Origin of the sequence: Streptococcus sp. SO4 (assembly GCF_030440055.1) — a bacterium.
GTDB classification, from domain to species: Bacteria; Bacillota; Bacilli; order Lactobacillales; family Streptococcaceae; genus Streptococcus; species Streptococcus nidrosiense.
Genome location: NZ_JAQFJI010000011.1, coordinates 44,295 through 57,212 on the forward strand (window position 1 = coordinate 44,295; position 12,918 = coordinate 57,212).

A 12,918-nucleotide genomic window follows, 5' to 3' on the forward strand; every position below is an offset into this window, starting at 1 on the left:
ATGAGTGATATCGGTTTTAAATACAGTATTTTAGCATCGGGTTCCAGTGGAAATTCATTTTACTTGGAAACACCAAAAAAGAAAATTTTAGTAGATGCGGGCCTATCTGGCAAAAAAATTACAAGCCTTTTGAGTGAAATCAATCGTAAACCAGAGGATTTAGACGCTATCTTGATTACGCATGAACATTCAGACCATATCCACGGTGTGGGCGTTCTGGCTCGTAAGTACGGCATGGATCTTTATGCCAATGAGAAAACCTGGCAGGCTATGGAAAATAGTAAGTATCTTGGTAAGGTTGACTCGTCGCAAAAGCATATTTTCGAGATGGGAAAAACTAAAACATTTGGCGACATCGATATTGAGAGCTTTGGTGTGAGTCATGATGCAGTTGCGCCCCAGTTCTATCGTTTTATGAAGGATGATAAGAGCTTTGTTATGTTGACGGATACGGGATATGTTAGTGACCGTATGGCTGGCATTGTCGAGAATGCAGATGGCTATCTAATCGAGTCAAATCATGATGTGGAAATCCTGCGAGCAGGATCTTACGCATGGCGACTCAAACAACGCATCCTGTCTGACCTTGGTCACCTTTCAAATGAAGATGGAGCAGATGCTATGATTCGCACACTAGGTAATCGTACCAAGAAGATTTACCTAGGCCATTTGTCTAAGGAAAATAATATCAAGGAGCTGGCCCACATGACCATGGTCAATCAGTTAGCTCAGGCAGATCTGGGAGTTGGAGTAGACTTTCAAGTTTACGATACTTCACCAGATACCGCAACACCATTGACGGAGATATAGCAAGGAACGCCGAGAGGTGTTCTTTTTATCTTGACTGAGCTCTTAAAAAGTAATACAATAGTGTTACCAATAGTTATAGGAGAAGAAACATGACGACTATTACATTAAAAGTTTCCGAAGCAGATAAAACATTTATGAAAGCCATGGCTAAGTTTGAAGGAGTTTCTCTATCAGAGTTGATACGGACAAAAACTTTAGAAGCTTTAGAGGATGAATATGATGCTCGTGTAGCAGATTTAGCTTATCAAGAGTATTTAGAAGATTTGGAAAAAGGGCTTAAACCCATTACTTGGGAAGAAATGATGCATGATCTAGGTCTGGAGGAAGATTAACTTGTATAAGCTAGTTCCAACAAGACGATTTATTAAACAACTAAGGAAATTAGATCGTTATACACAAATATTAATTACAAAGTATCTAGAAAATAACGTTTTAGAGGATCCAAGACGTCATGGGAAAGCTTTGGTGGGGAATCGAGGTGGTCAATGGAGGTACCGGATTGGTAATTATCGAGTTATTGTGCAAATTGTAGATGATGAACTGATAGTCTCTACTCTGGAAGTTGGTCATCGTAGAGATATTTATTAGAATTCCCATTAAACTATTTTATTTACTTTTTATAACAAGAGGAGTTTACAGATTGCAGAACAAGTGGAAGATAAAAGCCTATTACGATACTAGTATTATAATATTAGCTTTAATATCAGTTGTTTTAGTAATACTTGGTTTTACAGATTTAATTGATCTTGAGAAACCTCCATACAGTATTATAGACTTAGTCATATGGTTTGTTTTTCTTGTCGATTATATTTGGAGATTTAGTATTTCCAAAAGTAAATGGTCATTTATTATAAACAACATTTTTGACTTGCTTGCAATTCTGCCTTTGAATGCTATTTTTACAGTCTTTCGTTTGGGGAGGATCTTCCGTCTTGCACGCTTAACAAAGTTAGTAAAACTAAGTCGGTTATTAAGAATTATAGGTCTTACTGGCAAATTAGAGAAAAAGCTAAAAATTTTTCTAAGAACAAATGGATTAATTTACATTCTGTATGTCAATTTTTTTATCGTTCTAGTTGGTAGTTCAATCTTATCGGTTGTTGAAGAGAAGTCATTTTCTGATAGTGTATGGTGGTCACTTGTTACAGTTACAACTGTTGGATATGGGGATATTGTACCGAGTAGCCTATTTGGAAAATGGCTAGCTGTATTATTGATGCTAGTTGGAATTGGAACAATAGGAATGCTAACAAGTTCTTTAACTAATTTTTTTGTTAAGGATGAATCTAAAACTCAAATAAATCTTGATAAACTTTATAAGGAAATTGAGAATCAAAGACAATTAATAGAATCACAAGATAAAAAGCTTGAGGAGCTGAATCAGATGGTTAAAGAATTGCTGAAAAAAAGTTAGCAAACAAATAGTTCTTCAACAGTCTATAAAATCAAAAAACGCATAATATCAGGTGTTCATAAACCTTGATATTATGCGTTTTAACATGAAAAAAATTATTGGATTATCTCCTAAAATTCAATTTAAACTAAGTTTCTTACAACCCTGCAAATTCTTTGATTTCTTGAGCTGACATCGAAGAGTCGCAACGGACATTTATTTGTCCATTTGCAACATGGACGAATCCTGGTACAGTAGGGATTTCATAGCGTGAGCGGAAGTCTTGTAAAGCTTCAAGTTGACTTGGCTCTTCGCTATTGATGAAGTAGATGTGAGCTTTGGTTTCAGTCACCACACCAGCCAATGTACCAGCAAATTTACGGCAATAAGGACAAGTTTTGCGTCCGATAAAGAAAGTTGCTGTTTCTTGCTTGTCAAGTGCTTCTTGAGCACGTGCTACAGTTGTAACTTCAAGATCTTTGATGTTTTCTAAAAATTGTTCCATGAGATTACCTCGCTTTCATTGCTATGTCTAGTATGCCATAAAGTTTCTAAAATTGCTCAGTTTTGATACGAGAATAGATGGTGGTGCAGAAAGTAGTAGACTAAGTCTGATTTTCTAGTCCTATATTTCTGTATCTTTAAAGAAATAGCAACTAAAGTTCTGGTCAAAAGAGATAGAAGAAGACATAAATTACAGTCAGCTTTTACTTTATCATCAAAAATAAAGGTCAGGATTTTTCCCGACCTTTAAATAGTTGATTATTTTACAAAGGCATTGATTTCAGCTTCGATGTTAGCAATCTTAGCTTGTGAATCTTCGTTACTTTCACCAACAACTGCAATGTAGAACTTGATTTTTGGTTCAGTACCTGAAGGGCGAACTGCAATCCATGAACCATCTGCAAGTGTGTATTTCAACACATCACTTGGAGGAGTAGTTAAAGCTGTAACTGTTCCATCAGCTGCAGTAGATGTTTGTGCTTTAAAGTCTTCAACGACAGTGATAGTTGTTGCATTCCATTCCTTTGGTGCATTGTTGCGGAATTTAGCCATAATTGCTTTGATTTGTTCAGCACCGTCAACACCAGAGAGGGTAACAGAGATTGTCTTTTCAGCATAGTAGCCGTACTCTTTGTAGATTTCTTCGATACCATCTGCAAGAGTCAAACCACGTGAACGGTAGTAAGCTGCAAGTTCAGCAACAACAAGAACAGCTTGGATAGCGTCTTTATCACGTACGAATGGTTTAATCAAGTAACCGAAGCTTTCTTCAAATCCCATCATGTAAGTGTGATTGTGTTTTTCTTCGAATTCTTGGATTTTTTCAGCGATAAATTTGAAACCAGTCAAGACGTTGAACATAGTTGCGCCGTAGCTTTCAGCAATCTTCGTTACCAAGTCAGTTGATACGATAGATTTGCAAAGAGCTGCGTTTTCTGGAAGTGTACCAGCATTTTTGTGAGCTTCCAAGATGTACTTAGCCATGATGGCACCGATTTGGTTACCTGAAAGGTTGAGGTAGCTACCGTCTTTTTGAAGGACTTCAACACCGACACGGTCAGCGTCAGGGTCAGTTGCCACAAGAACATCAGCTCCTACTTGGCGACCAAGTTCTTCTGCAAGAGCAAAGGCTGCTTGGCTTTCTGGGTTTGGAGATTTAACAGTTGAGAAATCTGGGTCTGGAGTTGCTTGAGCTTCAACGACTTGAACAGAGTCAAATCCTGCTTGAGCAAGAGCACGACGAGCCAACATTTCACCAGTACCGTGAAGAGGAGTGTAGACAATCTTCATGTCCTTACCAAACTCTTCAATCAAAGCTGGGTTGATGTTCACATCTTTAACTTCTTTGAGGTATTCGGTATCGACTGCTTCGCCAATAACTTCAATCAAACCAGATGCTTTTTCTGCTTCTACATCAGCAACTTCAACAGCAAATGGATTTTCGATAGTACGGATGTAAGTTGTCAAAGCATCAGCATCGTGTGGAGGCATTTGACCACCGTCTTCTCCGTAAACCTTGTAACCATTAAATGGAGCAGGGTTGTGGCTAGCAGTAATCATGATACCTGCGAAGCAGTTGAGGTGACGAACGGCAAATGAAAGTTCTGGTGTTGGACGGAGACTTTCAAAAACATAAGATTTAATACCGTGTTTAGCAAGAACTGCTGCAGATTCAAAGGCAAATTCTGGAGAGAAGTGACGGCTATCATAAGCGATGGCTACACCACGTTCTTTTTCGTTTCCACCTTTTGACTCAATCAAACGAGCCAAACCTTCAGTTGCTTGACGAACAACGTAGATGTTAATGCGGTTAGTACCAGCACCAATCAGTCCACGCATACCTGCAGTACCAAACTCAAGATTGGTATAGAATGCGTCTTCTTTAGTTTTCTCGTCCATGTTTTCCAAATCTTGACGAAGGTAATCTGGAAGTTCTGCGAAATCAAGCCATTTTTGGTAGTTTTCTTGATAAGCCATAGGAAATCTCCTTTAATATATAATCTAATCGCTTACATTATACCACGATTTGAAGTTTTAGTAAAACGTTAGCGTGAGTTTCTGAAAAGTTATGAATAGAGCTAAACCACAAGTCTTGAACGGCTTACCGAAACATGCTATACTAACTGTATGATTATTTTACAAGCTAATAAAATTGAACGTTCTTTTGCAGGAGAGGTTCTTTTTGATAATATAAACCTACAAGTAGATGAAAGAGACCGTATTGCCCTCGTTGGAAAAAATGGTGCTGGGAAGTCTACTTTGCTCAAGATATTGGTTGGAGAAGAGGAGCCAACCACTGGTGAAATCAATAAGAAAAAAGATATTTCCCTCTCTTATCTAGCACAGGATAGTCGCTTTGAGTCTGAAAATACCATCTATGATGAAATGCTTCATGTATTTGATGACTTGCGTCGTACTGAAAGACAACTTCGACAGATGGAGTTGGAGATGGGGGAAAAGACTGGTGAAGAACTAGATAAACTCATGTCTGACTATGATCGCCTATCAGAAAATTTCCGTCAGGCTGGAGGCTTTACTTATGAAGCTGATATCCGTGCTATCTTAAATGGTTTTAAGTTTGATGAGTCTATGTGGCAGATGAAAATTGCAGAGTTATCTGGTGGTCAAAATACTCGTTTAGCCCTTGCCAAAATGCTTCTTGAAAAGCCTAATCTCTTGGTTTTGGATGAGCCGACTAACCACCTAGATATTGAAACCATTGCCTGGTTAGAAAACTACCTTGTAAACTATAGCGGTGCCCTCATTATCGTAAGTCACGACCGCTATTTCCTCGATAAGGTTGCGACCATAACACTCGACTTAACAAAACATTCTTTGGACAGATATGTAGGAAACTACTCGAGCTTTGTGGAGCAGAAGGAGCAGAAGCTCGCAACTGAAGCTAAAAACTACGAAAAGCAACAGAAGGAAATTGCTGCCTTAGAAGACTTTGTCAATCGAAATCTTGTTCGAGCATCGACAACCAAACGAGCGCAATCCCGACGAAAAAAACTGGAGAAGATGGAGCGCTTAGATAAACCCGAAGCTGGTAAAAAATCAGCTAATATGACCTTCCATTCTGATAGAGTATCTGGTAATGTTGTTTTGACAGTGGAGAATGCTGCCATTGGCTATGATGGTGAAATTTTATCAGAACCCATCAACCTCGACCTTCGTAAGATGAACGCTATTGCCATTGTTGGTCCTAATGGTATTGGTAAGTCAACCTTTATTAAATCCATTGTGGACCAGATTCCCTTTATCAAGGGGGAAAAGCGCTTTGGTGCCAATGTTGAGGTTGGTTATTATGACCAAACTCAAAGTAAGTTAACACCGAGCAATACAGTCTTAGACGAACTCTGGAATGATTTTAAATTGACGCCAGAAGTTGAAATCCGTAATCGCCTAGGTGCCTTCCTTTTCTCTGGTGATGATGTTAAAAAATCAGTTGGAATGCTCTCAGGTGGTGAGCGAGCGCGTTTGCTTCTGGCTAAACTTTCCATGGAAAACAATAACTTCTTAATTCTCGATGAGCCGACAAACCACTTAGACATCGATAGCAAGGAAGTTCTGGAAAATGCCCTGATTGACTTTGATGGTACTCTTCTATTTGTCAGCCATGACCGTTATTTCATCAACCGTGTAGCCACTCATGTGCTGGAATTATCTGAGAATGGATCAACACTTTATCTGGGTGATTATGACTATTATGTTGATAAAAAAGCAGAGCTAGCAGCTAGCCAAGCAGAAGAAGCTTCAGCTTATAGCCAAGAAAAAGAGGCTTCTCCAGTTAATGACTACCAAGCGCAAAAAGAGAATCAAAAAGAACTGCGTAAATTGATGAGACAAATCGAAAGTCTTGAGACAGAAATCGAAGAGCTGGAAACTCAAGCCCAAGCTATCTCTGAACAAATGCATACCACCAATGATGCGGATGAACTCATGCAATTACAAGCGGAACTGGATAAAATTAGCCATCGTCAGGAAGAAGCTATGCTGGAGTGGGAAGAATTGTCGGAGCAGGTGTAAGATGGAAAATCTTGGAAAAGTTTTTCGTGAATTTCGAATCAGTAAAAATTACTCTCTAAAAGAAGCTGCGGGAGAGGCTTGCTCTACCTCCCAATTATCCCGCTTTGAATTGGGGGAGTCGGATCTAGCTGCATCTCGTTTCTTTGAAATATTAGATAATATTCATGTGACGATTGAGAATTTTATGGATAAGACTAGAAATTTTCAACATCATGAGCATGTGAGCTTGATGGCTCAGATTATTCCACTTTACTACTCAAATGATATTGCAGGTTTTCAAAAACTTCAAGAAGAACAACTTGAAAAAGCAAAGAGTTCAACTAATCCCCTCTATTTTGAGCTGAACTGGATTTTGTTACAAGGTCTGATTTGTCAAAGATCTGCTAGCTTCACTATGAAGCAAGCAGATCTGGATAAGGTGGCGGATTATCTTTTTCAAACAGACGAATGGACCATGTATGAGTTGATTCTGTTTGGCAATCTCTACAGCTTTTATGATGTGGACTATGTTGCTCGCCTTGGTAGAGAAGTGATGGAGAGGGAAGATTTCTACAAAGAAATTGGCCGCCATCGAAAACTGGTCTTGATTTTAGCTCTTAATTGTTACCAGCATTGTTTAGAACATCTTGCTTTTGAAAATGCCAGCTACTTTGAAGCTTATATAGAGAAGATTATAGGTAAGAGCATCAAACTCTATGAGCGTAATGTTTTCCACTATCTTAAAGGATTCTCTCTTTATCAGAAGGGGCAAAAAGAAGAAGGTTGTAAACAAATGCAGGAAGCCATGCATATTTTTGACCTGCTAGGTCTTCCGGAGCAAGTAGCTTACTATCAGGAACATTACGATAAATTTGTAAAAGATTAATTTCCCAAATATGGGAAAAATGAGAAACTCCTTCAAGTTTTGATACAATAGTTTCAAAATTTGAGAGGAGTTTTTATGAATCGATATGCAGTACAGTTGATTAGTCGTGGAGCTATTAACAAACTAGGAAATATGCTCTATGATTATGGGAATAGTGTTTGGTTGGCATCAATGGGAACGATTGGGCAAACCGTTCTAGGGATTTATCAGATCTCTGAACTCGTTACATCCATACTAGTTAATCCCTTTGGAGGCGTGATTTCAGACCGTTTTTCCCGTCGCAAGATTTTGATGACAACAGACTTGGTTTGTGGGATTCTCTGTCTGACCATTTCCTTTATCAGAAATGATAACTGGATGATTGGAGCTTTGATCTTTGCTAATATTGTTCAAGCGATTGCCTTTGCATTTTCTCGAACTGCCAATAAAGCTATTATAACTGAAGTTGTAGCAAAGGACGAGATAGTGATATATAACTCTCGCTTGGAGTTAGTTTTACAGGTTGTAGGAGTCAGTTCTCCAGTGCTTTCTTTCCTTGTTTTACAATTTGCTAGTCTCCATCTGACGCTCTTATTAGATGCTTTGACCTTTTTCATCGCTTTTGCCCTAGTCGCTTTACTTCCCAAAGAAGAACCAAAGGTTCAAGAGCAGAAGAGTTTTACAGGGAAAGATATTTTTGCAGATATCAAAGATGGCTTGCACTATATCTGGCATCAAAAAGAAATTTTCTTTCTCTTGTTAGTGGCTTCCAGTGTGAATTTCTTTTTTGCAGCTTTTGAGTTTTTGCTCCCTTTTTCAAATAAACTCTATGGTGTAGAAGGAGCCTATGCAACTATCTTAACCATGGGTGCAATTGGCTCAATCATCGGAGCATTGATTGCAAATAAATTTAAATCCAGTATGAATACACTTTTGTTCTTATTGATCCTCACAGGAGTAGGAGTTTTCATGATGGGCTTGCCACTACCTAATTTTCTCACTTTTTCAGGAAACCTAGTTTGTGAATTATTTATGACAATTTTTAATATTCACTTCTTTACACAAGTACAGACCAAGGTTGACGGAGACTATCTGGGGAGGGTATTGAGTACCATTTTTACACTGGCAATTCTCTTTATGCCGATTGCGAAGGGTTAATGACCTTTCTACCAAGTGTTCATTTAGGTTCCTTTTTAATTATCGGTCTTGGAGTTATTTTTCTTTCTTTAGTATCAATCTTCTATATTCAAAGACAAGGGTAACACAGAAAAAAAGCAACGGCGCCGTTGCTTTTTTGTTTACATCTATCCACCCTGAGGGAATCGAACCCCCATCTCAAGAACCGGAATCTTACGTGATATCCATTACACTAAGGGTGGAAACTTTAATTATTATATCAAAAAAGAGAGCTGAACTCAAGTTTTTTCTAAACTCAGCAAAAGGGGAAGTAAAAAAGGATTCAGTATTGAACCGAATCCTCTAGATGATTATTTTTTCTCAAGAAGAGCTTTGATTTCTTGAAGAACTTCCAACTCAGTTGGACCAGCAGGTGCTTCTTCAGCAACCTCTTCTTTTTTGCGAAGGTTTTGAGCTTTTTCCATTGCTTTAATCACAAAGAATAGAACAGTACCAACTACAAGGAAGTTGATAACAGCACTCAAGAAGTTACCGTAAGCAACCCCATTCCATGAAAGTTCAGCAATACGTTCGATTTTCGCTGCTTTCAAAGCAGGGTTCAATAGAAGTGGAGTGATGATATCATTAACAAATGAAGTTACGATAGCACCAAAAGCAGATGCAATGATCACACCGACAGCAAGGTCTACAACGTTACCGCGGAGCAAAAATTCTTTAAGATCTTTTAACATTTTCTTTTTCCTTTCGTAATTTAACAGTCTTAATTATAGTATAATAGTTATTAGAATGCAAGAAGTATGCTTATTGTTTTTTAAAAACAAAAACTTTACTGAAGATGTAATTGAGGACTATGATGGTGACCTGTGCAAAAATAGTCTCAATTGAATTGATAGTATTGAGATTATCACCTACGAATTGACCTATAATATGGGGGAAACTAGTCACAAAAATAAAGGTCAGAAGTAGGTCTAATAGGAAGGTTATGAATCTTGCAGTCGTAAACTTTATCAGGCGCTTGAACCAATGTTTTCGTTTTTGTTTAAAAACAATGGTATCATTGGTGAAAAAAGCAAAAAGAATTCCAGCTATATTTCCCAGCGCAGTCGCCCATAATTCTTGTTGGAAAAAGTAAAAAATAGTGATACGAACAATGATAGAAACAAGTGTCGTTGCAACTCCAAAAAATAAGTAGGAGAGGATTTCATTATCGAAAAAATTTTTTATGCATGTTTTCATAAAAATAGTATAGCATAAAGGACATAAATGTGCTATACTTGAAAGGTTGACTTGTTCAACCCTTGGTGCTTAGCTTCTTTCACCAAGCATATTATACGCGGGTTAATCGCTAAAGGAGAATAATAGATGAAAAAACTTACTGTCCGTGATTTGGCAGATATTGCCATTGTCGCAGCAATTTATGTGGTTTTGACAATCACACCACCCCTTAATGCTATCAGTTACGGTGCTTATCAGTTCCGTATCTCTGAAATGATGAATTTTCTTGCCTTTTACAATCCTAAGTACATTATCGGTGTTACTCTTGGCTGTATGATTGCTAATTTCTTCAGTTTTGGAATCATCGATGTCGCGGTTGGTGGAGGATCAACTCTTGTCTTCCTAAGTTTAGGTGTATGGTTGTTTAGCAAATATAAAAAAGACTATCTTTTTAATGGATTGATTCGAAAAGATCATTTCTTCTTTTCAATTCTTTTTTCGATTTCAATGATCACCATTGCTGCTGAATTGAACATCGTAGCAGAAGCACCTTTCTTCTTAACTTGGTTTACAACTGCTATCGGGGAATTCGCTTCACTCATTGTTGGTGCTATTCTTATCGGTAAAATCGGTAAACGTCTTGATTTGACCAGATAAAGATATCACATGAAATATTATTGAAAATGGCTGAACATTGTTCAGTCTTTTTCTTTATCCATGAACCTAGAAGCTCAACAAAAGTGGTATAATAAAGAAAAAAGGGATTATTTTAATATGTATGGTTATCGTATTTCAGTTTTTGAAGTCCTTTGGAAAAATCAGGTCATTAGATTTTTGTTAATTTTTTTAGCACTATTTTATTTCTATCTTTTTTTCCAAAGAGTTAAGACATCTTTAAAAAGTGGTGGGAGTATGTTGGATCCTTTTCATATTGCAAAGGGAAGATTATACATTCACACGATTATTCTTTTTAGAAAAAGGATTGTTCCTCTAGCTGAAATTAGACAGATTGATATTGATTACGTTCGTGGGAGAAGAATGAATGGGGACAGGTATCATCTGTACTTTACAAGGAAAGATGGAAAATCTTTTACTTTTCATTTTGGAAAAAGCAAAAGAAACGAGGAGTTATTGAAAAATCTTGCCAATGTGGCCAAGAAGTGCCATATTAAAATCTATTATTATTATTAAGAGTCGATTGCTAAAATTGGATTGTTGTCACTTGTGACAGTTGTCAAAGCTAGGAGAGTAGCTAATATGAATCAACTACAAGTAATAAGAGAAGATAAACAACTAAGAATTTTATTGATGCAAGAATGCGATATTCTCTTTTATGACCAGTTGAAAGAGGTTGAATTTTCTCAGAACAATGAAGTTTATTCTCTTTCGCCCATAGCCTTTGCTAAAGACGGTAGTGGGGGAGAATATGTAATTCTTGAAGATGATAGTATCGGATTTATAGGGAGTGAAGGCCAAGTTGGGAGAGTTGCAGAAAGCCTTGATGACCTGCTTACCTTCTTACTTCATGCTGGTTCTATCTCAGACTTTTCCTGTCGTTTGCTCTATCAAAACAAGCATTTGTTGTCAAAATTTTGTCAGGGATTTATCAATAAAGCACGACAAAACTACCAGTCAAAAGGCGAAAAGTGGGACAAAGTGAGAGCTGGACTCGCACAAGAGTTGGGACTTGAATTTCAGCCAGAGAAACTGCAAGAGTTAGCTTTCAATTTTTATCAATCCGCGATAAGAACCCCACTATTTACTTGTAAATATGGTCATGGTGAGAATGAATATGTCTGCGATTCTGTTTTGTCAGATATTGTCGGCTTGTGGGTTTCAGAGCTGGTAGGGTTGACTGCAGAAGAAATTGAAGCTTTTGCTAGCACTAAAAACAATCAAATGTAAAGGACAAAAATTTATTTCCACTTAAAATATTTTATGTTATAATATTAACAATGATATTTTAAGGAGTTTATATGAGTTCGTCAGAATTTATTTCAAAGATTGATTATTATTGCCATAAGAAAGAGAGTCTATTTGACCAAAGTAAGTTTAAATATGCCATTCGCTCGATGTTTGCAGGTGCTTTCTTAACCTTTAGTACAGCCGCTGGGGCCATAGGTGCTGATCTACTCAATAGCATCGTTCCAAGTGCTGGATATTTCCTATTTCCCTTTGTATTTGCTTGGGGACTTGCCTATATCGTTTTCTTGAATGCCGAGTTGGTTACCTCAAATATGATGTACTTGACAGCTGGAACATTTTTGAAGAAGATTGATTGGAAAAAAACTTTTATCATTTTACTTTATTGTGCCTTTTTCAACTTAGTTGGCGCTCTGTTAGCAGGTTGGTGCTTTGCTAATTCATCGGCTTTTTCACACCTGACACACGACAGTTATCTTCCAAAGATTGTAGCCAAGAAGTTGGCACGACCTAGTGAGTTGGTCTTGTTGGAAGGGATTTTGGCAAATATGTTCGTAAATATTGCCATTCTGTCTTCAATTTTGGTTAAGGATAGCAATGCCAAACTCTGGATTATCTTGTCAGCTATCTCTATGTTTGTTTTCTTATCTAACGAGCATATTGCAGCTAACTTTTCATCTTTTAGTATTATTAAATTTAGTATTGTAGCTGATCAGATTGCAAACTTTGATATTCCAAATATCCTACGTCATTGGAGTGTTACCTTCATTGCTAACTTGATTGGTGGAGGATTCCTGATAGGTTTACCATACGCTTATCTTAATAGAAATGAAGAGACCTATGTTGATTAGGACAAGCTTTTGAAAATAAAATGAATATTAATAATTGAGGAGGTCGGGACTAAAAATCCAGACCTCGATTTTTTTCCAAAGAAGCTTTTGATAAAAACGTTATTTTTTCTGTCTATAAATTTAAACAAATTATTAGTACATGGACTTTAGCTGAAAACTAAAGAGAATTTTTTGTAAATTCCATATAGATCAAAGCGAAAAACATATATTAA

Annotated in this window: 14 protein-coding genes, 1 tRNA gene, 1 pseudogene and 1 riboswitch; of the genes and pseudogenes, 11 read left to right on the forward strand and 5 right to left on the reverse strand. The window is 37.3% G+C overall.

Features of this window, described 5'->3' with window-relative positions:
* From PCY08_RS07690 to PCY08_RS07705, 4 genes are all read left to right on the forward strand, one after another.
* Positions 1-810, forward strand: coding sequence for an MBL fold metallo-hydrolase (locus PCY08_RS07690; protein WP_045763287.1), 810 nt, complete (start codon positions 1-3; stop codon positions 808-810).
* Between the two features lie 89 nt (positions 811-899).
* Positions 900-1,142, forward strand: a complete 243-nt coding sequence (gene relB, locus PCY08_RS07695; RefSeq protein ID WP_223140897.1) for a type II toxin-antitoxin system RelB family antitoxin — start codon at positions 900-902, stop codon at positions 1,140-1,142.
* Position 1,143: 1 nt separating this feature from the next.
* Entirely contained in the window at positions 1,144-1,398 is a 255-nt protein-coding gene (locus PCY08_RS07700; protein ID WP_045763285.1) for a type II toxin-antitoxin system RelE/ParE family toxin, read from the forward strand.
* A 52-nt stretch (positions 1,399-1,450) separates the two neighbouring features.
* The gene (locus PCY08_RS07705; protein WP_223140898.1) at positions 1,451-2,224 is read left to right on the forward strand and encodes a potassium channel family protein; all 774 of its coding nucleotides are present in this window, start codon (positions 1,451-1,453) and stop codon (positions 2,222-2,224) included.
* Between the two features lie 136 nt (positions 2,225-2,360).
* On the opposite strand, the gene PCY08_RS07710 is transcribed toward PCY08_RS07705, so the two are convergent.
* Both PCY08_RS07710 and PCY08_RS07715 read right to left on the reverse strand, forming a co-directional pair.
* Positions 2,361-2,708 (reverse strand): thioredoxin, encoded by a 348-nt coding sequence (locus PCY08_RS07710; protein ID WP_301559968.1) that lies wholly within the window; start codon positions 2,706-2,708, stop codon positions 2,361-2,363.
* A 257-nt stretch (positions 2,709-2,965) separates the two neighbouring features.
* Complete coding sequence (locus PCY08_RS07715) at positions 2,966-4,684, reverse strand: phospho-sugar mutase (protein ID WP_301559969.1); 1,719 nt, start codon at positions 4,682-4,684, stop codon at positions 2,966-2,968.
* A 150-nt stretch (positions 4,685-4,834) separates the two neighbouring features.
* Here PCY08_RS07715 and PCY08_RS07720 point away from each other — a divergent pair, with 150 nt between their 5' ends.
* The 3 genes and pseudogenes from PCY08_RS07720 to PCY08_RS07730 all read left to right on the forward strand — a co-directional run bounded on the left by PCY08_RS07720 (position 4,835) and on the right by PCY08_RS07730 (position 8,842).
* Entirely contained in the window at positions 4,835-6,736 is a 1,902-nt protein-coding gene (locus PCY08_RS07720) for an ABC-F family ATP-binding cassette domain-containing protein (RefSeq protein WP_301559970.1), read from the forward strand.
* A gap of 1 nt (position 6,737) precedes the next feature.
* Positions 6,738-7,601 (forward strand): XRE/MutR family transcriptional regulator, encoded by an 864-nt coding sequence (locus PCY08_RS07725; RefSeq protein WP_301559971.1) that lies wholly within the window; start codon positions 6,738-6,740, stop codon positions 7,599-7,601.
* Positions 7,602-7,676: 75 nt separating this feature from the next.
* Positions 7,677-8,842 (forward strand): annotated as a pseudogene (locus PCY08_RS07730) (MFS transporter).
* Between the two features lie 45 nt (positions 8,843-8,887).
* Here the strand turns inward: PCY08_RS07730 and PCY08_RS07735 are convergent.
* From PCY08_RS07735 to PCY08_RS07745, 3 genes are all read right to left on the reverse strand, one after another.
* Positions 8,888-8,959, reverse strand: a tRNA-Arg gene (locus PCY08_RS07735).
* 108 nt (positions 8,960-9,067) lie between these two features.
* On the reverse strand, positions 9,068-9,448 hold the full coding sequence (gene mscL / locus PCY08_RS07740; protein WP_045763279.1) for a large conductance mechanosensitive channel protein MscL: 381 nt from the start codon (positions 9,446-9,448) through the stop codon (positions 9,068-9,070).
* A gap of 70 nt (positions 9,449-9,518) precedes the next feature.
* Positions 9,519-9,953, reverse strand: coding sequence for a GtrA family protein (locus tag PCY08_RS07745; RefSeq protein ID WP_301559972.1), 435 nt, complete (start codon positions 9,951-9,953; stop codon positions 9,519-9,521).
* Positions 9,954-9,981: 28 nt separating this feature from the next.
* Positions 9,982-10,079, forward strand: a riboswitch (PreQ1 riboswitch).
* On the opposite strand from PCY08_RS07745, the gene PCY08_RS07750 reads away from it, so the two are divergent.
* From PCY08_RS07750 to PCY08_RS07765, 4 genes are all read left to right on the forward strand, one after another.
* Entirely contained in the window at positions 10,080-10,589 is a 510-nt protein-coding gene (locus PCY08_RS07750; RefSeq protein WP_045763277.1) for a QueT transporter family protein, read from the forward strand.
* Positions 10,590-10,649: 60 nt separating this feature from the next.
* Positions 10,650-11,123, forward strand: a complete 474-nt coding sequence (locus PCY08_RS07755; protein WP_148131272.1) for a hypothetical protein — start codon at positions 10,650-10,652, stop codon at positions 11,121-11,123.
* Positions 11,124-11,189: 66 nt separating this feature from the next.
* Positions 11,190-11,837 carry a hypothetical protein gene (locus PCY08_RS07760; protein WP_301559973.1) on the forward strand — a complete coding sequence of 216 codons (648 nt, stop codon included), beginning with the start codon at positions 11,190-11,192 and terminating at the stop codon, positions 11,835-11,837.
* A 71-nt stretch (positions 11,838-11,908) separates the two neighbouring features.
* On the forward strand, positions 11,909-12,706 hold the full coding sequence (locus PCY08_RS07765; protein ID WP_301559974.1) for a formate/nitrite transporter family protein: 798 nt from the start codon (positions 11,909-11,911) through the stop codon (positions 12,704-12,706).
* Positions 12,707-12,918 lie beyond the last annotated feature (212 nt).

What these genes read in the sequence shown, in the direction of transcription:
- PCY08_RS07760 (WP_301559973.1), top strand. Translation starts at nt 11,190, where the DNA reads ATGAATCAACTACAAGTAATAAGAGAAGATAAACAACTAAGAATTTTA.
- PCY08_RS07745 (WP_301559972.1), bottom strand. Translation starts at nt 9,953, where the DNA reads ATGAAAACATGCATAAAAAATTTTTTCGATAATGAAATCCTCTCCTAC.
- PCY08_RS07720 (WP_301559970.1), top strand. Translation starts at nt 4,835, where the DNA reads ATGATTATTTTACAAGCTAATAAAATTGAACGTTCTTTTGCAGGAGAG.
- PCY08_RS07710 (WP_301559968.1), bottom strand. Translation starts at nt 2,708, where the DNA reads ATGGAACAATTTTTAGAAAACATCAAAGATCTTGAAGTTACAACTGTA.
- relB (WP_223140897.1), top strand. Translation starts at nt 900, where the DNA reads ATGACGACTATTACATTAAAAGTTTCCGAAGCAGATAAAACATTTATG.
- PCY08_RS07750 (WP_045763277.1), top strand. Translation starts at nt 10,080, where the DNA reads ATGAAAAAACTTACTGTCCGTGATTTGGCAGATATTGCCATTGTCGCA.
- PCY08_RS07715 (WP_301559969.1), bottom strand. Translation starts at nt 4,684, where the DNA reads ATGGCTTATCAAGAAAACTACCAAAAATGGCTTGATTTCGCAGAACTT.
- PCY08_RS07690 (WP_045763287.1), top strand. Translation starts at nt 1, where the DNA reads ATGAGTGATATCGGTTTTAAATACAGTATTTTAGCATCGGGTTCCAGT.
- PCY08_RS07725 (WP_301559971.1), top strand. Translation starts at nt 6,738, where the DNA reads ATGGAAAATCTTGGAAAAGTTTTTCGTGAATTTCGAATCAGTAAAAAT.
- mscL (WP_045763279.1), bottom strand. Translation starts at nt 9,448, where the DNA reads ATGTTAAAAGATCTTAAAGAATTTTTGCTCCGCGGTAACGTTGTAGAC.
- PCY08_RS07755 (WP_148131272.1), top strand. Translation starts at nt 10,650, where the DNA reads ATGAACCTAGAAGCTCAACAAAAGTGGTATAATAAAGAAAAAAGGGAT.
- PCY08_RS07765 (WP_301559974.1), top strand. Translation starts at nt 11,909, where the DNA reads ATGAGTTCGTCAGAATTTATTTCAAAGATTGATTATTATTGCCATAAG.